25 protein-coding genes and 1 pseudogene are annotated in these 18,840 nt (G+C 54.8%); 3 read left to right on the top strand and 23 right to left on the bottom strand.

Annotated features, from left to right (window positions below; translation table 11 throughout):
- Positions 1–162 precede the first annotated feature (162 nt).
- From G5154_RS17740 to G5154_RS17730, 3 genes and pseudogenes are all read left to right on the top strand, one after another.
- Positions 163–726 (top strand): outer membrane beta-barrel protein, encoded by a 564-nt coding sequence (locus G5154_RS17740; RefSeq protein ID WP_421263971.1) that lies wholly within the window; start codon positions 163–165, stop codon positions 724–726.
- An 83-nt stretch (positions 727–809) separates the two neighbouring features.
- Positions 810–1,841, top strand: coding sequence for an OmpA family protein (locus G5154_RS17735; RefSeq protein WP_421263970.1), 1,032 nt, complete (start codon positions 810–812; stop codon positions 1,839–1,841).
- Between the two features lie 107 nt (positions 1,842–1,948).
- A pseudogene (locus tag G5154_RS17730) lies at positions 1,949–2,845 on the top strand (IS1595 family transposase).
- 2,155 nt (positions 2,846–5,000) lie between these two features.
- Here the strand turns inward: G5154_RS17730 and G5154_RS17725 are convergent.
- From G5154_RS17725 to G5154_RS17615, 23 genes are all read right to left on the bottom strand, one after another.
- Positions 5,001–5,654: a reverse transcriptase domain-containing protein gene (locus G5154_RS17725; protein WP_421263969.1), complete on the bottom strand. Its 654-nt coding sequence runs from the start codon at positions 5,652–5,654 to the stop codon at positions 5,001–5,003.
- A gap of 36 nt (positions 5,655–5,690) precedes the next feature.
- Positions 5,691–5,957, bottom strand: a complete 267-nt coding sequence (locus G5154_RS17720; protein WP_421263968.1) for a hypothetical protein — start codon at positions 5,955–5,957, stop codon at positions 5,691–5,693.
- On the bottom strand, positions 5,950–6,510 hold the full coding sequence (locus tag G5154_RS17715; protein WP_421263967.1) for a fimbrial protein: 561 nt from the start codon (positions 6,508–6,510) through the stop codon (positions 5,950–5,952). The genes G5154_RS17720 and G5154_RS17715 overlap by 8 nt, the downstream gene beginning before the upstream one ends.
- A 7-nt stretch (positions 6,511–6,517) precedes the next feature.
- On the bottom strand, positions 6,518–7,261 hold the full coding sequence (locus G5154_RS17710; RefSeq protein WP_421251385.1) for a fimbria/pilus periplasmic chaperone: 744 nt from the start codon (positions 7,259–7,261) through the stop codon (positions 6,518–6,520).
- 33 nt (positions 7,262–7,294) lie between these two features.
- Positions 7,295–9,784 carry a fimbria/pilus outer membrane usher protein gene (locus G5154_RS17705; protein WP_421263966.1) on the bottom strand — a complete coding sequence of 830 codons (2,490 nt, stop codon included), beginning with the start codon at positions 9,782–9,784 and terminating at the stop codon, positions 7,295–7,297.
- A gap of 83 nt (positions 9,785–9,867) precedes the next feature.
- Complete coding sequence (locus tag G5154_RS17700) at positions 9,868–10,431, bottom strand: fimbrial protein (RefSeq protein ID WP_421263965.1); 564 nt, start codon at positions 10,429–10,431, stop codon at positions 9,868–9,870.
- 609 nt (positions 10,432–11,040) lie between these two features.
- Positions 11,041–11,394 (bottom strand): hypothetical protein, encoded by a 354-nt coding sequence (locus G5154_RS17695; protein WP_421251388.1) that lies wholly within the window; start codon positions 11,392–11,394, stop codon positions 11,041–11,043.
- A 378-nt stretch (positions 11,395–11,772) separates the two neighbouring features.
- Positions 11,773–12,255: a type IV toxin-antitoxin system YeeU family antitoxin gene (locus G5154_RS17690; RefSeq protein WP_421263964.1), complete on the bottom strand. Its 483-nt coding sequence runs from the start codon at positions 12,253–12,255 to the stop codon at positions 11,773–11,775.
- A gap of 84 nt (positions 12,256–12,339) precedes the next feature.
- Entirely contained in the window at positions 12,340–12,702 is a 363-nt protein-coding gene (locus G5154_RS17685; RefSeq protein ID WP_421263963.1) for a hypothetical protein, read from the bottom strand.
- A gap of 1 nt (position 12,703) precedes the next feature.
- A complete protein-coding gene (locus tag G5154_RS17680; RefSeq protein ID WP_421251390.1) occupies positions 12,704–13,246 on the bottom strand; it encodes a hypothetical protein in 543 nt (180 codons plus the stop codon).
- Between the two features lie 28 nt (positions 13,247–13,274).
- Entirely contained in the window at positions 13,275–13,601 is a 327-nt protein-coding gene (locus G5154_RS17675) for a type IV toxin-antitoxin system YeeU family antitoxin (RefSeq protein ID WP_042019086.1), read from the bottom strand.
- Positions 13,598–13,960, bottom strand: coding sequence for a hypothetical protein (locus tag G5154_RS17670; protein ID WP_042060655.1), 363 nt, complete (start codon positions 13,958–13,960; stop codon positions 13,598–13,600). Before G5154_RS17670 ends, G5154_RS17675 begins: the two co-directional genes overlap by 4 nt.
- A complete protein-coding gene (locus G5154_RS17665; protein ID WP_421263962.1) occupies positions 13,941–14,171 on the bottom strand; it encodes a hypothetical protein in 231 nt (76 codons plus the stop codon). The genes G5154_RS17670 and G5154_RS17665 overlap by 20 nt, the downstream gene beginning before the upstream one ends.
- Complete coding sequence (locus G5154_RS17660) at positions 14,168–14,677, bottom strand: hypothetical protein (protein ID WP_421263961.1); 510 nt, start codon at positions 14,675–14,677, stop codon at positions 14,168–14,170. The genes G5154_RS17665 and G5154_RS17660 overlap by 4 nt, the downstream gene beginning before the upstream one ends.
- Positions 14,678–14,793: 116 nt before the next feature.
- Positions 14,794–15,132 (bottom strand): hypothetical protein, encoded by a 339-nt coding sequence (locus tag G5154_RS17655; RefSeq protein ID WP_421263960.1) that lies wholly within the window; start codon positions 15,130–15,132, stop codon positions 14,794–14,796.
- Positions 15,133–15,156: 24 nt separating this feature from the next.
- The gene (locus G5154_RS17650) at positions 15,157–15,348 is read right to left on the bottom strand and encodes a hypothetical protein (protein ID WP_421263959.1); all 192 of its coding nucleotides are present in this window, start codon (positions 15,346–15,348) and stop codon (positions 15,157–15,159) included.
- Positions 15,345–15,842 carry a RadC family protein gene (gene radC / locus G5154_RS17645; protein WP_421251396.1) on the bottom strand — a complete coding sequence of 166 codons (498 nt, stop codon included), beginning with the start codon at positions 15,840–15,842 and terminating at the stop codon, positions 15,345–15,347. The genes G5154_RS17650 and radC overlap by 4 nt, the downstream gene beginning before the upstream one ends.
- Positions 15,843–15,940: 98 nt before the next feature.
- Positions 15,941–16,228, bottom strand: a complete 288-nt coding sequence (locus G5154_RS17640) for a hypothetical protein (protein WP_421251409.1) — start codon at positions 16,226–16,228, stop codon at positions 15,941–15,943.
- Positions 16,203–16,631 (bottom strand): hypothetical protein, encoded by a 429-nt coding sequence (locus G5154_RS17635; RefSeq protein ID WP_411595266.1) that lies wholly within the window; start codon positions 16,629–16,631, stop codon positions 16,203–16,205. The genes G5154_RS17640 and G5154_RS17635 overlap by 26 nt, the downstream gene beginning before the upstream one ends.
- A gap of 10 nt (positions 16,632–16,641) precedes the next feature.
- Positions 16,642–17,067 carry a DUF2787 family protein gene (locus G5154_RS17630; RefSeq protein WP_421263974.1) on the bottom strand — a complete coding sequence of 142 codons (426 nt, stop codon included), beginning with the start codon at positions 17,065–17,067 and terminating at the stop codon, positions 16,642–16,644.
- A gap of 35 nt (positions 17,068–17,102) precedes the next feature.
- A complete protein-coding gene (locus G5154_RS17625) occupies positions 17,103–17,666 on the bottom strand; it encodes a lecithin retinol acyltransferase family protein (protein ID WP_411623746.1) in 564 nt (187 codons plus the stop codon).
- Positions 17,667–17,750: 84 nt separating this feature from the next.
- The gene (locus G5154_RS17620) at positions 17,751–18,437 is read right to left on the bottom strand and encodes a hypothetical protein (RefSeq protein WP_421263958.1); all 687 of its coding nucleotides are present in this window, start codon (positions 18,435–18,437) and stop codon (positions 17,751–17,753) included.
- Between the two features lie 17 nt (positions 18,438–18,454).
- Complete coding sequence (locus tag G5154_RS17615) at positions 18,455–18,820, bottom strand: hypothetical protein (protein ID WP_411623742.1); 366 nt, start codon at positions 18,818–18,820, stop codon at positions 18,455–18,457.
- Between the last annotated feature and the right edge of the window lie 20 nt (positions 18,821–18,840).

Here is an 18,840-nt window from a genome sequence, read left to right as displayed (position 1 = left end):
CTAAATCGCGCACAACAGCTGTTTTCAGCACAGCACAATAGCGTGACTCGGCGACATACTGTATTTCTTGGAATTTTCTGTCGGTCGAGAGACGGGTGATGGGGAGCGATAAAGTTATCGGCTCCTGTCGCTTATTTAAAATAAACCTGTAATCAGAGAAGCATGATGTCAAAACTTACCAACAAGTATCTTCTTCTGACCACTCTCATTCTGGGGGGGGCGGAAGCCAATATAGTCCATGCCAATGAAAGCTATTTGACTGAAGGCACCCAGGAAGTGGGCGTGCAGGGCTCTGTCGATTTTGATTATGCCGACAAATACCAAGTCCTGCTCAATACCAATTATGGTTACTTCCTGAGTCATGGCTGGGAAGTGGGTGGCGATGTGGATATCAATGCCACCAAATCCTATAAGTCAGCTGCAGTGGGTGTGTTCACTGAATACAACTTTGTCAACCAAACTGACTGGACACCTTACGTGGGGATCGGCACCCAGTTGCTGACCGCCAATTACAACGATGCGGAGAATCACACCTCCACGGATTCTTTTGATGCCACCGCTATGAACCTCAAGCTCAGCGCTGGGATGAAGTACTTTGTCAATGAACATGTGGCCTTGACCGCAGAGGTGAACCACAACATTGCGACCGATGATCTGCACATGTCGGGTGGTGATCCCAAGCGCTCACTGACCAAGTTCCTGATCGGTACCAAGTTCTATTTCTAAACCCATAAAAGCAACAATAACGACCAAGTCTCTGCTTCCCTTGCAGGAAGTCATGGGCATTTTTTAAAAAGTGAGGATTTAGCATGAAATACATGACCCCAACCTTGCTGAGCACCCTGCTGTTCGGTCTGATGTCACTGCACGCCACTGCCAGCGAAGGCACTCCTGACATTTATCTCGGTGCAGGTGCCGGTTTTACCCACTTCCAGGGGCTGAACAAGATTGAAGGCGTGGAGACAGGCTCCGAAGATGCGGCAGCCGCCAACGCCTTTGCTGGCTACAACCTGAACGACTACCTGGGTGCCGAGCTCGGCTATGTCTATGGCGGGCGTGGCAACACGGATGGTAACCGCTTCGAAAACCAGGGCGGTACCCTCTCGCTAATCGGTCGAGTGCCGTTGGCTGATGGCGTTTCCCTCTTCGGGGAAGCAGGTGGTTATTGGGCCCACACCGATGGTTTGGGAACCAAGGATACCAAGGTCTCCTCCCTGTTCGGTGCCGGTGTCACCTATCAGCTGACCGAAACGCTGGATGTACAAGCCCGCTGGCGATATATCACGGACGTGGCCGATCTGCACAGCAGCGACTATCAGACACGAATCAAGCCGAACCAGAACATGACCACCTTGGAGATGGTCTATCACCCGTTCCGCAGCAGCTATGTCGAGCCGGTCGCCGTGACGCCCCCCGCTCCTGCCCCCGAACCCGTCATGGTCGACAAGACGTTTGAGCTTAGCTCAGATGTGCTGTTTGCCTTTGGCAAGGCAGAGCTGAAAGCAGAAGGGCTGCAGGCCTTGGCAACACTCTATCGTGATCTTGCCGCTGCCCGCCCGAAAGACGGTGAAGCCATCGTGGTCGGTTACACAGATCGCATCGGCTCCAACAAGGTGAACCAGCGCCTGTCCGAAGCTCGTGCAGAAGCCGTGGCTGATTACCTGGTCTCTCAAGGCCTACCGGCTGGCAAGATCAGGGTCGAGGGCCGTGGTGCAAAAGATTCTCTCACCGGAAGTGATTGTGATGGCATCAAGTCCAAGGCTGAGCGCATCAGCTGCCTGGCCCCAGATCGCCGTGTCGAAGTGCGTATAACCGGTGTCAAATCAGTGATGGAGCAGTAACAAGGAAGATGCAGTACCGGGCATGGATGCCCTTTTTATTGGCTCTGACCCAGTAATGTGTTGAAAAGCTAACCTTGAAGTAGGTAATCATCTTGAGGGCCTCAATCATGGATACCGAAGCCTTTCAACAGCTACTGTCCCTCTTCCTATTGCTCACTTTGCGTCAGCGTCGTATCGCGCAACATGAACTCCCCCTAACCCCATCACCTCGCTGGCCACTCTGCTGCACGCATGCCAATGCTGCCCTCGCTGCCAGGCCGAGGCCACACAGCAGGCTCCCTGGCGCTGGTCTCGAGGGCTGCGCCGTTATCGCTGCAAGCAATGTCTGCGCACCAATTCCGTGCTCACCAACACACCTCTCGCCCGACTTCGCAAGCCATAATGCTGGGAAGACTATAAACAGGCCCTCATTGACGGTCGGACAGTCCGGCAGGCGGCGATGTGCTGCGGCGGTTGTAAAAACACCGCCAATTTGTGGCGCCGTCGCTTCCTGAAGGCTATGGCGGTATGGGAAGAGGATATCGTCGAGATGATGAATCCTTTTTCTTAGAGTCGTTCAAAGGACAGTGCGGATTGCCCCGTCCGGACCGCCATCGAGGAGGCAATGGTCGTACCCGAGTCACAGCCCTAGATTACATCCCAGTGGAGACGGTGCAAGACAGAGCAGGCCACCTGGCTGACTTCCAGTTGGAACGGCTGAATGCCAAGACAATAAGGGAGGTACTTCAGCCGCTTATCGCCCCGTATGCCGTCCTGTGCGGATATGATACCGATTGAACGCAAGTTTCAGCGAGGTGAGAGAAAACACACCGAGTAGTGCGCAATCGTGCAGGGGAGCGGGTGGTGGGATCGTGTCTATCTTTGATCGGGTACACCAGGTGGTCGATGAGTTGATGGAGCAGCTCTATGGGGTAGCGTAGCGATCCCACTTTCGGCGGAATTATCTTGGTTAGCGAAGTATGTTGGAGCGATAGAGACAGGATGTGAATATCCCACATTGCTAGCCTGAGGCGCTGGGACGCTCCATGCAACGCGTAATTGGAACATAGCCATACCGAGCGTGGGAGTTGGCTCTTCAAAGGGTACACTCCCCTGCGAGCCGGGCTGTCCTTGCGTTATTCCGCGGGGAATCCATCGTTCCCACTTTGAACCAGCCCCACCATTTCCGGTCCAGGCTCCAGTGGCAAAGCCATGAGTTCGTATGTTCGGGCCAGGACTCGTAGGCGAGTGGTCGAAGGGCGTCGGCTCACTAGCCTGTGGCCTGATAGTCATGAATTTTAATCTCATATCTTATCAAGACCTTAAAACGTATACAGACCCCGTCGTTACCAGTTGACCGTTGCGGAATGGTGGCTTATCGACAGCCCCTTTTTCTATGCCGCAGCATTAAGCGGACGTGTTACTCGGGACTGAGCGAGAGAGCTACGCCTGGTGCCCGATGGCATTCTTGGGATTCTTCACACCGGCGTACTTTGTCGAGTTCTGCCTGAACGTTTCGGCCCATGGGCTGGGTCTAGAACTCCGTTCTACGTCGCCTGAGTACGGTTCGTCTCCTGGCCATCCTTAGCGCGTGGCAGTTATCTGTGGACGACGGGATTATCGACTCCGGTCATCTCTGTAATTGCCTAGTCCGAGGAGGATGGGGCTTGAGTACATAACCGGCGAATCAAGCTCTGAATCATTAGCGTGGTGGTTTTCGCAACTAAATTCACTTGCTCACGGGTGGTATTGGTTTACCGCTGGGTTTCTGCCTATCACGGAGCAATCATCGGAGGTCAGATATGGGGCAACTCAGGGGCCGTGGTAATGATCCCGACTTCATCATCGCACTCGGCCAATTCGGATTGCCGGTTGTTTAAGCCTGCTTAGAAGGTGGGCAGCGTTAACTAGACGCAGATTGATATGGCGGTCATTCAGCAACGCACATACGGTCACGACATCCTTCTGTCACGTCCGTATGCTCAGAAAAAGTTCGTGGTCGTAGGTGTAATGGGATCAAACGGGGCGTTTGGTGCGCAAAGGAGAAGGTTCCGTCGAGTCACATCGGGGAATGAAAAGCTGGCTGGTAGGTTCTCAGGTTTATTCAAGCCGGATTTCAGCCCACTCGCCTTACTCGTCCGGATGTGGTCAGAAACCCAGCATCGCGAGTACTGGGTCTATTTCCGGTCTGTTGTCGCTTTAGTACCCCATCGCCCCCCCTCGCCTCTCACCCCCGAACGTATTACAAGAATCGCTATTCATAGTCGATCGTGACCGGGACGGCCCAAGTATATCTCCCGGGGATTTTAGGCGCCGTCAGCATAGTTCCATGGACGGTTGTGGAGCAGACGTTGCACCTCTCGCGTACTGAGTTAGGGATAGTAAAAGATATCGTAGCCCCTGATCCCGTGTCAGTGTATGGTTTGTTATTGTTCACGGTGACGGCTACGTAGGCATCGCTTGAGCAGGTGGTTATGATTCGCGCATCCGCAGTGGCACCTCCCTCATGGATGTTGACACGCCCAAAGTCCAGTGGCGAGGTTTTACTCGAGCACGTTACGGGGCGCCCTGGTACCGTTGGTACCGCACTGAGCCAGTAATGGACCTGATATTTGTCCTTACCGGTTATTACCAAGGACGCCCTGTCAACCCGGCGAGCTTCTACTATGGCCTCGCAAGCGGTAGATGGGTTGCTTTCGGCGGATGACGCCGTCAGGGTCCGGTTAAGGAGTCGTCTCCGGGCCTCGTCAATCGCGATCGCGAAGTTGTTCGCGCCTAGCTCTCTGTATGTCCACCCGGTCGACCCGGGGAACTGTGGTACGAGCTTGCACGTCTGGCTGCCCAGGGTTAATTCAACGCCGACTGAGTCTTGGTATGACCACCCGGATTGAGTCCAAAATCCGCCGGTCAGGTCGGATTCGCCAGGTACAGTGGTCAGTGGAGGATATTGGAGAACTAACGCGTAGTTGGGTAGGGGGTACATCCCGGCAACAGCGATCGCCAGAGCGAGATAGATTCTATTCATGCGTCGCGAGCTGATTTGCCAAATATAGCTCGCTGCGCTGCAGCCTCCGCCGCGGGTTAGCATTGACGGGCAGCGCACCCGGAGCGTGGCCTCGCCACGCGGGCGGTACGCGAGGGGTGCCACGGCACAGACACAACACTGATGACTGTCATTCATCAAAAACATCCTCTCCACCTCCTCCGATAGATCCGCACTCTCGCCTGACACTCCTCCTCGGAGTGCCCCTGACGCAGAGCTTGCTCATAAAGCCGCAGAGATCGGGTTCGGTATTGTTGCAGGGAGCGGGGCGCTATGCCCACCAGCCCCTGCGGGTTAAACCAACCACCCAGCCAATCGACCCCTTTGGCCAGCTTGCCAATCCGGGTCTTGTCCGGGTGCAGTGAAAAGCGCCCCTCGGCCAGATGGCCGCGCAGGGAAACAATGGCACGGCGCAGCCGCCAACGGGTGCGTGCCAGAATAATGAAATCATCTATATAGCGGGCATAGTAGAGGTCCGGCTGCCCGGCAAAATCAGCGTCTATGTGGTAGAGCAGGCTGGCGCCAATCAGCGGGCTCAAGGCGCAGCCACGCCCTATCCCAGCGGTAGGGTTATGGAACTCGCCCCCCTGCTCCACGCTATAATAGAGGTACTGATGGGTCAGATCTCGCCAGACTGGCGAGGGGAGCGGGCCTACCACCCGTGCCAGCACCTGATGTTTATCGATATGCTGGTAATAACCCCGAATATCGGTACGCACCACAAAGGTATAGTCTCCTTGCGCCTCATTTAAAAATGCATGCAACCGCCGCTTGGAGGCTTTGCCCCCCATGCCAAGGCCATTTTCGCAGCGTGGATGCAAGGTAAGCTAGGGAGCGCACAGCAAGGCCACCCATTTGAGCACCAGCGCATCTTGCGCCGACCAGATGGCATGTTTGCCCACCACCTGCATGGGGCTCATGCGATAGTTGCCCGCCAGCACTGACGCCAGCAGCCTTCTTGAAAGGGCGGGCCAATGAAAGCGCAGGTGCCAGATATCGGCATTGGCCGGGTAGTGGCATCGCCGTTGGCAAACCCACTCATAAGCCAATTGCCAAGCGTGCTCGAGATGCAGCACAGGGTACGGGTTAGTCATAGTCAAGGGTAAAGTTGGCAGTGGCATTGAAGGCCCCCGGGTTCAGGTTGAGCTGACCCGAGGGCAGCAGTTGTACATAGGCGGTGAAGTCGAGCACATTGCTGCCGCTTGCCAATGCCTGCACCTTGCTGGCCTGGTTGAGTGGCAAGGGCTGCCCACCCTGTTCGAGCCCAATGGCGATGCCTTTGGCGGCGCTATCCCCCGCCAGTGCCAACAAGCTGCTGTTTTCGCTGGCCCCCTGGCCGGCAAAGGTCACCTTGACGCTGCTGGCAATGGTCGGGTCACACTCTTCCAGATGAAGCTGAAACAGCTTGCCTGGGGTACGACCCTCTCGCAGCAGCGCCTTGTTGACGATGCCACCAAAATCGACCTGGATGGTTTCATCCCCGGGGCGCAGCGAACAGGGCTGGCTAACCACCTCGGCGGTGATGGTCAACATCAAGGTCTCACTGCCGGCCCAGACTGACGGTTGGGTCAGCATACCCAGCAGCAGGAGCAATGTGCCCCAGCGCAACGGGCGGGTGGCTGCGTGGTGTGAGCGGCACGGCATCATGATCTCCTTAGCGGGCATCTTTAGCAGGCTGCAAACGGCAGCTACCGGCGCAGTGGTAGCTCAGGGTGCGGCGGCCACCGTAGTCATCCACGTAGGTGAAAGTGGGCTGCTGGCCGAGCTGGCTGACACCGAGATTGACCTGAGCGCTGCTGTTGGGCGCTATCATCACAGGGGCAAACCCCTCTACCCCGCCGGCGTTGGCCGACCTTGCCCCCTCCACGATGGAGACGTAATAGGGGGTGGGGTTGGTAAGCTGATACTTGCCTGCTACCTGTTGCAGGGTTACCTTCTCTTGCCACTGCGCTTGCTTGCTGCCCGGCTCCACCAGCAGGCTGGCCGGACGGTAGAAGAATTTGATCCGGGTCTGCAACGCCAGCTGCAAAGTGTTGGGCTTGTCGCTGCGCGGCGGGATCTCCCGTACGTTGAAGTAGAACAGACTCTCTTTGTCCTGGGGCAGCAGGGAAACAGCCGGTAGCGCCTGCACCTTGAGCAGGCTCTCCATCCCCGGCTCCAGCCGCTGGACCGGGGGCAGCAGGGTGAAGGGGCTGTTGATCTTGTTGCCGTTGGCATCCTCCAGCCAGGCTTGCGCCAGATAGGGCAGGGTCTTGTTGTTGTTGCGAATGGTCAGACTCATGGACTTGGCTGCCCCCGGGTAGATCACCCGGGTACGATCCAGCGATACGGCGGCCTGAGCCTGGTTGGCAAGCAGGGTCAGCAACAGGGGCAGAGTGGAAAGCAGTTTGTTCGTCATCTCGGTTGTCTCAATCTGGTTTTAAAAAATCGGTTACTGGCAAGTCAGTCTGGCCATACCATCCATGGTGGGCAGGGGTGAAGGCAGATAGAAGCGGCAATGTTGACTGTCTCCCCAACGCACTTCGATTGCGTTCCCTTCATGCAGGCCGGCCAGATAGGCCATGCCATCATCACCCACCATGCCCAGTTGCTGCCCTCTGTCGTTGAACACCTCAGCGGCAAACGGCACGTGTTTGCCATCGGATTTGACTATCTCGATCATCCGTTTGCTACCTGACAGCATGTCGAAGTGGCGATAGCCGATGGCCCCTTCCGTCAGGGTGCCCATGGAAACAGGTGTACCAATGGGTTCGGCATCCTCCCCCAACTGATCCACATCGATGCTAGTACGTTGACGGTAGTAGCTGGATACATCGGCCACCACTGCCTTGCCCTTTTTGTCGGTGAAGGTCGCGGGACCACCAGAGTGCACAGGCACATCGCTGACGCCGTCGGTATCCACCATGATACGGCTGCCGCCCATCATGCCCACCCTGTGCATGGCAACCCCCTCCCCGGTCGCCGTGATCCCCCCATTGATGGAGAGGCCAGCAGCCGTCGAGCTGCCTGCCTGGTGGCTGACGTTGGCCATCAGTGTGGTCTTGTCACCGGTATGAGTATAAAAACCGCTGGCACTTTCGCCGCTCGGTGAGGTCGATGCGGTCACCGAATAGCTGTTGCGATCGTCGACCCGATCGAAAAAGCTCATGCTGTTGGTAGTTTTCCCTCCCATGGAGGAGGCGCTGTAACTCACGTGCTTGTTGAGACCAAAGGGCACCGACAAGGTGAAATACATGCCGTTGTCTGTCTGGTTGCTCTGTTCGTTGCGATACGCCGTCAGCGATGCCGTCAGACCGCGCCACTCCATCACGTCAAAGTAGTGAGACAGGGAGAGGCTGATGCGATCACTGTCTACCAGATACCAGTAAGACTGATGGGTATAGTCGATGTATGCTCCCAGCTGGGCGGTTTTGAACTGTTTGCTCAACATGACGCTGTACATCTCCTTGGCTCCCCCACGATAGGGGTAACGTGCCGCTCTGGCCGCCATGAAGTCACTCATGTTCATAAAATCCCGCTCCGAGAAGCGGTAACCGGCAAACGCTACCTGGCTGTCGTATTCCTCGAAGTTTTTCGAGTAGTTGACCCGGTAAGAGCCGCCACTCTTGGTGCCCTCGGCCAGTTGAGCCCGTGATTCGGTGACATCAAACGAGATGGCGCCAAACTGCAGCAAGTCACGTCCGATACCAATGGACAGAGCGTCATAACCATCGCTGAGCAACGCTCCCCCCAACAGCGACCAACCGTTGCTGACACCCCAGGAGAACTCACCACTGGCAAACGCGGGACCATCCAGCTGGTGGGACTGGCTGCTGGCCTTGCCACTGTTGAATTTGTAGCGCACCGAGCCCGGGCGTGACAGATAAGGAATGTTGGCTGTGTTGACCTGAAAGGTCTGCACACTGCCATCCTGCTCTTCTACCCTGACATCCAGGGTGCCACTGAAGGCGCTGTTGATGTCCTGGATACGAAACGGCCCCGAAGCCACCTGAGTTTCATAAAGCACACGTCCCTGCTGGCTGATCACTACCTTGGCATTAGTCTTGGCAATACCGACCACTTCGGGCGCGTAGCCACGCAAGTTGGGAGGAAGCATGTTGTCATCGGTCACCACCGAAGCCCCGGTAAACTGGAAGCTGTCAAACATGGAGTTACCTAAATCGAGCTCACCCAGCATCAACTTTGAACTCATCTCGGGCAATGCCCGATAGGCATAGACACGATTGACCTCAAGCTCGCTTTGCGCACGCTCGTTGCCTTCCGGACTGTCGTTGCGCTGATAGCGCCCTTGCCAGTCAGCTCGAAACCGCCAAGCTCCCATGTTTACCCCTGCCACACCATAAGCACTGGCATTGGTACTCTTGCCGTTACCGTGGGCAGTGCGACTTTCTTGCAGATTGATACCGTAATCGAGCAAAGCACCACTGACCCCCTCATCCCAGCGGGAAGGCGGATCCCAGGACTCACTGACATAATCACGATAGGCTTGCGGAATGGAGATCGTGAGGGTGTCTTTGCTGATATCTCCCTTGATGACAATGCCTTCCAGCACATCGGGGTTGTAACACTCCCCCCCTAGGCTGCTGACAAGTTGCTTGCTGGCGAGCAAACGCTCCAACTCAGGTGCTTTCAAGCCGAGTTCACTAGCCAGTTCAGTTGTCATGCACAATAGCGAACTGTTCTCCGACTGCTCATAAAATGCGACCTTTCGCTCACCAATCAAATTATCATTTACCACAACCTGCATGGTGTATTCACCGGGCAGGATATAACCGGCTTTTTTAAATGCACCAGAATCTATGCTCTCTTTATCCTTTACATCCAGCAGGTCAGTATTGAATTCAATATCACCAGCATAAGAACCTTTCGCCCAACTGATAACAATAAAAGAAATAGTCAAAGACAATAATGATTTTTTCATAAAATTTCTATTGATTGAGTCAAGCTAAAGGAAACACACGTCCCTGTGTGTAATTACCCCATGAACCATTAAAGTGTGATGACTTACTGATAAGTCATGATAAAGTCACTGGTAGCGGTAAACTCACCTGGCGTGGCTTTTTCACCGCTCTTGATATTGCTGACCATCTTGGCACCAAATTTCAGATGGTTGTCACCCACCAGCAAGGCGGCACCTTTGGTTGGGGTGCCGAGAACGACTTCAGATCCATCCAGTTGGTTGACAATAGCAACAGCTGCCCCCTTGGCAGACCCATTGATGGCCAGATGTTTCTTCTCGCTATCATCAGCAACGCCGTTGAAGGTAATGGATGCTGTTTTTGCAGTAGCCAAAGAGCAGGCTTCGAGATGTATTTCAAAGGGACGCAGTGGGGTCTCACCTTGAGACTCAAGCAAACTATTTGCAACTTGTCCCATTTGGATGGTCTGATCGACACTTTCTGGTGCAATAGAGCAAGGTGCATCAATAATTGCACCAACAAATTTGATCACTCCGTGACCTTGGTCAGTCGGTGCACCAGCAGCCGCTTCACGGTCATCAGCAGCGAATACAGCAGCAGAGAACATAAACATCATCATGGCTGAAGCAATAGTAGTTTTTTTCATCATTACATACCTTATCAATCAATTATTTATTGTATACATGGCTTTTGCTACTGCTACATATACGTATGTTGCTTTACCATTACGTGTGTTGCTTTGTTATTTCAAAACGCAGTGGCAACACATCATAATGATAAAGAAGTAAGCGAAAGTAACCGAGCCCCCCATATAAGGTTGTTCCAGTCGCTTTGCTCACCAGGGTCCATGGGGCCAGGCTTCTACTACTTATTTATCCCGCACCCCGCCCAATCAACGACGAAAATACTAACAAGTTTCGGCAATTAATAAACATCCTTTAAAATACTTAAAAATACATTAAAAAACAAACATTTAACAACAGATCCCGCAAGGCAGGAGAGCCATAAAAACGCCATTAAAAAATCCACCAACGTTATAATTAAATATAATTTAAATGAATAAACACAATAAAATGCGAGGAGTATTAAATGCTTGGCATAATGCCATTCGGCAGTTATCAAGGAGACATAAAAAAACGGATTGCAAATGCAATCCGTTAAAGTTCCACGTTATGGAACACACACGGGATACAACTCATGAACAAGCAAACATCGACACTGCGCGTACTACATACCTACCTCCACACCTCACAGCTTTTTACATAATAAAGTTAATTTTACGCCATGGTTTACTGACTAAAATCCGCCAAACATCTACCATGCTGAAATAGTCACTTTGAAGACCTTTTTGCTGATCATCCGCTAAAACAGGTCTTCTGCCAGGTATCAATTTATAAGGTCTAATAGCCAACACTCTGATCGCGAACTGTTTACGATCACCTATAGCAACTTGACTGATCCGTACTTGAAATATATCTTCGCATTTACGGATAGACTTGATGTAATGATGAACGCCACTCAAAGTTACATTCATAAACTTGGCAACTTCTGTCAAGGCAACCATGCGATTTTCCTCATACAGCCAGTGCACAAGCTTTATATATTTTGGCATATATATCCTTGCACCCAAAGAGAGAAATATAGGCAAAGCTAGACTTAACTGAAAATTATACAAAAGCAAGCTTGATTGCCATCAAACCAACTTATCGTTGTAGATTATAAGCGGGGAGCTCTGACGACCTGAGCATAGTATTAGAGCTCCCCTACCAATAGGCACATGAACGAAATTGCTATTGGATGTAAGTATGATAAGGGCGCCAGTTCAAACTCTGAAGTTATATAAAAATACTTACAAATACCTTTGAAATCATAGTCATTTATGATGCTATTTATTTTCACTCCTGCCCACTACGACTGAACACCTAGTGGCATGGCAGAATTAGGTTTGCGACAGACCACTATATTCACATAGCCATAGCTGCCGAAGGTATCAGCTCCGCAGGTTAAACCTGCCGTGCAGGATGATAATGCTGAGCTGGTGGCGAGTATTTAATTCTCCTATGAGGAGCTTCCTTCTAACTTCTTGATCATGGCCGAGAAGGTGGCTTCCAGCTGAGCTATTGCCTCTTCTGTCATTCACCCACAAGGCACGGTCGGACAAAAAGTACAGGCGATGATGATCCTGGATAAGACGATCGCCAAAACACGGAGTGACGGTATGGGGCAAACCCCACAGCACAAAGATCCGGGTGGGCAGGTCTGGTGCTTCAGATTTTTGGCCATTGATGTAGCCGGGATGTTTCACGGTGATGGTCACCTGGTGCCCTGGCTGCCAGTGGCCAAACAGGCTGGCTTTGGCCTCTTTGATGGTGGTGATGCCGGGAGCGGGTAACGTCTGCCGGTTGCGCAGATGCAATGTGTTGAGTTCGGGGGCATAGCGATGCACCTCGAGCGCGGTGATAAGACGGGTCATGTTCAGTGATTCCAGTGATGCAAAGGGCCAGCCTGTGAGGGCTGGCCCTTTATGCTGTGTGTGGATGAGCGAGACGGTGGGACCTCAACGTGCGTAGTCAGCCGTCTCAGTCTCATTGATAACCGGCTTGCAAATAAGCCGGTCCAATAGGTGCCGCGAGCCGTATTGAGCCACCAGCCGGTCTATGGCCATCTGGGCGCAGACCGTTCTGCTGGGCTTATTCTCAGGTATTGCGTAACGAGCGGTGAGCCAGCCACCGAGCTGCGCGATACGGTAACCACTCGGGATATGGGTGAGCGACGTACCGACGCCCCTGCCGTGAATGAGGAAGGGCACGGTCTGCCCACCGATGTCGATATCCATGCGCTGGCCTTTGAGTTCAAAGGTGGTGAGCTCACCGGTCTGCGGGTGCTTGCCCGGTACCTTTATGGTGATGTTTTTCGCCATTTCACACCTCCGGCTTGGCTTCAAAGTGGTGGGTCACAACGCCCGCTTCCGGGTCGATACTGATAAACGCCGGGGCTTGCGGGTGGTGCTGGTAGAGCCGCGCCAGTTCGGCACGAAACGCCTCAACGTTTGGTGCAATCACATGGCTGGTATCCCCTTCGGCGTAGGTAAAGGTCTCCAGCTTCTCGGTGTGAATCCAGATGCCGAAATACCAGGCGTCTTCCTCGGTATCGTATTGTTGCCAGCCCTGGGCCAGCAGCGTCCGGTCGTAGTAGTAACGGTCAGCCTGATGGCTGCCACGGTCGATGCGGCAACCCGTCACGGTGAGCTCAAACGGGATACGCCCTACCGTCAGAGCCTTCTTGACCCGGCGCAATGTGTGCCGTGCCTTGGCCTTCTCTTTGCACGGGTCGTAGGGGTTCAGCTTGCTGCCCACGTAGTTGAGGATCCCCTCGGCATTGGAGGCTGTATTGTGTGTCAGCGTGTGTAGCAGGGCGGTGACTTCACGGCGGGCCAGTGTGCCCACGTGATAGAACTTGTTCATGATATTTATCCTTGAAACAAACACCCCGCTAACTAGCGGGGTGGTAGATGTCGAGGTAGAGGTAGCCGTAGCTGCGCCTCGGACTGGCTTCACACACCCAGCCCTTGTGTTCAAGGCGAAACACCTCGTCCATGTCGGTGCATATCTGGTATGCCTTGGCCATCTTGGTTAACTCACGCAGGAAGTGAGGCAGCACAGTGTCGCACTCGGCCCGCCACGCCTCGTCTGGCTCGCCGTACATACCGGCACGGTCGCCCAGGAAGTCCACATAACCACGCTGCAAAATGGCTCGAGCCCCCAGCTTGGGCAGGTTCGGGGTGCCCAGTCCCCATGTCATGTGCTCGAAGATGCTCATGTGTGACTACTCCAATCCGGCTTGTCATTACTGCCGTGGTTGACGTAGGCACCCACAATGGTGCGTCGCCACTCCCCAACGGGATAGCCGAGGTCGTTGCACTCACGCTCCCACCACGCAAAGTTAATCTCGCGGGGCAGGTTGTCCACCATGTCCAGTGGACTTACGAACAGCGAGGTCTTGTGCATCGTTGGTACGGGCTTGATCTTGTCGGGGCCAGTGCGCTTGCCGGTCTCGTCATAGTCGTGTGCCCACTTCGGGAAGGTGAGCTGATAGGTAATGAGCCGATGCAAATCGCCATGTGCGCTCATGGCCTGAGCGACTGCGACCTGAGTGAAGCTATCGTTGAATTCGATCATGGGTGTTCTCTCTTTCTGCAGGTGAACGGTAAGCCGCTGCCAGTAGCGCAAACTGCTCGACCAAGTAACTGATGCTGATGCCCAATTCATCACCGACCCCATCACCCAGACGATGATGCAGGTGTGCCATGTCATCGGCGATACGCTGGGCTAGATGGGCCGTTGAGCTCGGCGGTGAGTTTGTCACCGTCAGGGTGATGGCGAGATTCATCGCATCTCTCCCCAAGGGGCTTGCTCCCACAGTGACAGTCGAGTCAGCACGTCTTGCGCCAGCGCCTGTTGCAACTGCTGTATCACTTTCACCAGCCGGGGAGCCTGCTCAGGGCTCCCGCTCCATTCGCTCGATTGGTACAGGGCGCAGCAGGTGAATTTGTAGAGGGCAACCAGCTCGCTATCGGTGAGCGGTCCCTGGTGGTAACGGTGGGCAGGTTTAATCTGTCCCAGCTTGGTCGAGCAGTGCTGGCGTGGTTCCTTACGCTCCTGCTGACGCCCCAGCTGATAGCGATGCCAGACTGCCCGCCGGTTGGCGAGCATCATCAGCCTAACCAGCCGGTCAACCCGCCACGTCCAGGTACTGGTGACATCCATTGGTGAGTTCCACCAGAGGGAGCGCAGCAGCTCAAGGGTGTAGTGCGGTGGCAGCGAGGCATTGCAAAAACGGTGTAACTGTACGGCAAAGGCTAGGTAATCCTTGCGATCGATCATGAAGGCAGACATGGGGATGACTCCTTGAAATGCAAAAGGCCACCTTCGGTGAGGTGGCCTTGTTAGGGGGATCGGAATATCCGGATCTTGGTGTTGGACCTGATGATCCGGGTTTGGGGATGCTGGCGTTATTCGTGAGCCTGCTCTGCGTCTGGGTGAGCAGCATCAAACAGGATGGCGTAGAGCGGACAATCAATGCAGTTGACGGCATCGTGATGCGGGTAATAGGGCGGCGCGTCTCTGGATCGCTCGAAGTAGTCGCCAAAGTAACTGAGGCACTCGCGGATCTCGATGGTGGATCCCCGCAGCAAGGTCTCTTCAAACTGCCTGGCATAGGCCTCGTCATCATGGGCCTTGGCGACGGCCTTCTCCAGCAACTCCTGCGCCCCTTGGCTGCTGGCGGCTGCCAGGCCATGGCGCAGCTTCTCGAGGGTTTCCACCAGGGAATAAGGATTAGGTAATCGCATGGCGTTTGTTCCTTCTTGGCGCGACTAATGGCGTAGCTGATGCAGCAGCGAATCAATGGCCTCGATACAATCGCTCTGGGTGAGCAGGTAGCTGTTAGGCAGGTGAGCCGCGATGGCGGGCTCGGCCTGCATCTGAACGTTGTCTTCAAGCCAGCAGCGCAATTCGATGAGGATATCGAGGACGGTGAGGTGTGATTTACCAGGGGGAATGTTCATAGCAGACCTCGCTCGGCCAGCGAGACGACGCCCTCAGCACCGACCACCAGATGGTCAAGCAACCGGACATCCACCAGCGCCAAGGCCTCTTTGAGGCCTTGGGTAAAGACCCGGTCAGAGTAGCTGGGTTCCGGGTCACCACTGGGGTGATTATGCACCGCGATAATGGCCCCGCTGTTAAGCAGCAAGGCCCGCTTGACCACTTCCCGTGGGTAGATGCTGGCGCTGTCCAAGGTGCCGCGAAACAGCTCCTCAAAAGCCAGCACGCGATGCTGGGAGTCAAGGAACAGTGCGCCAAACACTTCATGCTCCCGGTCTTGCAGCAGGGTTTGCAGTCGCTCTGCGGCCTTGGTGGTGCTGGTAATGGCGGTGCCTTTGGCCAGGCGTTTACGGGCAATCTGATTGGCGATGCGCAGCAAGTCTTGCTCTGTCACCGGCTCGGTGACGACATACGTGCCGGTGCATTCCCCGGCTTTGAGTTTGTGGTAACGCATGGGGTCTCCTGAAAAAGAAAAAAACCGGCAGCGCGAGGCATACCGGGGCTAAATGCAGAGAGGTTATTGGTTCACTTTGAGGGTAGTTCAGCTGGCCGTTATGGGGCCTGCGTGGCGGCGGATTCACTCTTCACTGGCAGCAGCGGTTCTGGGATCAGAATGGTGAGCGGGATAGCGAGTGCCAAACTCAGCCGTTCTCCCAGTTCATAGGCAGGGCCTATTGTGTCGTAGTCAGCCACCCAAGTCGCCAGTGCCAGTCCACTGGCCTCCACTGCTCGTAGGTAGACGCTGTAGCCGTGTACGGTCAGGCCACTATCACGTACTACCTGAGTCTCGCCATCGCGATTAATCGCTTCAAGCTCAACGGCGATCGGTTGTTTGGGCATCATGTGCCTCCTCTTGGGGTAAGGGGTCACTCTCCACGCAATAGCCGTGATGAATGCAGCTACGCTGCAGGTCGCTCAAAAAGCTCCCCAGCACACGGGGTTGCTCGGTGAGAGAAACCGGTCCTGCTTGGCTGCGCCAGAAACACCGACGCTTGGGGTCCACACAGATTTCATCCACGGGCTGGCTCATGGCGTGCCAGTCCTCGGCATTGGTGAGGGAGAGCAGTTGCCACTGCACCCCAGACCAACGCAAATGCAGCGTGACAGTGCGGGCATTTGGGCTATCGGGAGTCAGGTGCAGCAACCAGCGTTCACCCTGGCGAGTCGGCTGCAGCTTGGCCTTTGCGGCGACCAGCCCCAGCCACTGACGTGAGGTGTGGGAGAGCGGCAGTTCGTTAGTCATCACATATCTCCTACTCCCCGCTGATCGTGACAGTGAAATATCCCAACCGGGCGTAGCTAATGAAATTGCTCTGCCACAGGGCGAACAGTTCCCGCGCTTCCTCGTCGGGCAGTGGTCCCCAGCCCTGCAGATAGTGTTCATCACAGGAGAGGTTGAAGTCGAGCTCCTTGCAGAGCTCGGCATCCTGACCTAGCCCCTGATAACTGAAGTCGGTGATGTAATCGAAGACCCAGCCGTGCAATCCCCGAATAAGCCGCAGCTCTACCGGATGGACGCCACCCGTTTCGGCACTGTAGCCGGGGTAGCGAAAGTTAAAAGTCAGGGTCGAGAGGTTGGTGAGGTCGAGTAGTTGTTTCCGCACGACGCTGCGTAGCAAGTCAGGCAGCTCGGGGGAAATTGGCAGGGCCATTCCTGCCAGGTGAAATGGCATGGTCATCATGGTGTGTCCTTTCGTATCGAATGTGAGACGCGTTAATCCCTGAACCAGCGCCAGGCGCGGTAGAGGCCGTAGGTGACAGCCAAGGGCGGCGCCAGCGAGGTGGCAGATCTCCCCAGCAACGCACCGACTGCAGCGGTCACAGCGGTAGTTGCTGACGGATTCAGTGCCGTGCTGGTGGCCATGCCAGGCAGGGCCGCAAGGGTAGGCTGCCGAGCCACAGTGCGAAGCGCCTGATGTGCGATACACCCCGTGGCAATCAGCTGGTTAATCTGCTTGCTGTAGTGAAAGCCCTCGATACACCAGAGCACGAAGTGTTCGCAGTTGTTAAAAAGCGTGCTGTAGTGCGCCTCTCCAAGACGGGAATAAGCGCGGTCGATACTCTCCTCCCGGTTATAGGCACGTGCGCTATGGTGCTGAATGCGATAGCCCCGCCCTTGGCTAAACTCGGCAAGCGTGGTGATAGCTATCTGACCGGAATGTATTCCGGCACTGACCCCTTGGTAATGGATGACCAGATGGTCCCCCAGATAGAGACCGTGGTGCTGGTAACCGATGCGGGGGGAAACGAGGTGGTCCCCTGATTGTGGTAATGGCATGAACCGTTCCTTAAATAAAATGCGACATAAAAAAGAGGGCACCCGAAGGTGCCCTGATGGTGGTGAATGTGTGGTGGCTGGTGGTCAGGGCTGCTTGCGCAGCGTCAAGCTGCTGGCATCCCATACCCAGCGCTGACGAGGATTGCCGGGCAGGTCGAGGGTGAAACCGTTGGGGTCGGGGGTCAGCTTGCCTTCGTCGCTACAGGTACCAAAAGGCGGTGATAGCATGGTCAGCACACCAGTCTGAGCGACAGCCAACTGGTAGAGCACCGGGCATGCCACTCCGCCACTGTGCAGCTCAAACAAGACCGCCTGCCCGTTGGCCAACTGCAAACTGTGCGTGAGTTTGATGGCGTCATATTCATCGGTGCGCAGCAGCACCTCACCCCCATGCCGGATCTCGATGCTGTCATCACCATTTTTCACGATGGTAAATGACGTGGTACTTGAGGCAGCTGACGCAGGTGCAAAGGAAGGCTCGAAGTAACGACTGCCATCTGAATAGGTGAGCATAAAACCGTTCAGGGCAACCGGCAGGCTGACACTGGGTATGAGCCTTGGCTCATCTTCATCCAGCGGCATCAACATGATGCGTTCCCCTTTCGAGGTCTCTATCCAAAACTGCATGCTGGCGAAATTGAGTCTGCCCTCAATGTTGGCCGGTACCCGCTTAGTGACCGTTGGCACCGTGAACTGGGGCTCAGCCCAGGTTGGTAAGGCAAACAGCGATAACCATGTGCACCACAGTGCCAGCTTGATTCTTTCTGTCATGTCACTCTCCAGACGACTTATTCAATGGTGTAAGAGGCATTGCCCAGATTGGTGAAGAGGGTGACCTCCCTCAATCGGCACGGCTCGGTCATGACCAGCCGCCAGCTTTCGGTGTAATTGAGCTTGAGTGGGAAATAGGTTCCTCCCACCGAACCCATCAAGTCACTGCGCAGCATCACCCGGCATTTACTCTTGCCGCCATTAATCAGCACTTTCTGAATAGTGACTTGATCGTTGAGCGAGGTGACGACGATCTGAGGCCGTCCAATAGCGGTGTACTCCACGTCTAGATTGAATTCTGGGCCATCGGCAGACTCTGCATTGCAGGCACTCAGTGATAAGCCAGAGGCCAGCAGCAAAGGATAAAGCAGTGTGCGATTCATGATCTCTCCTTAATAAAATG

This window comes from Aeromonas sp. 600527 (genome assembly GCF_049175415.1).
GTDB lineage: Bacteria > Pseudomonadota > Gammaproteobacteria > Enterobacterales > Aeromonadaceae > Aeromonas > Aeromonas veronii_A.
Note: the sequence above shows the minus strand (reverse complement) of the source record. Positions and strands in the feature narration are given on the sequence as shown.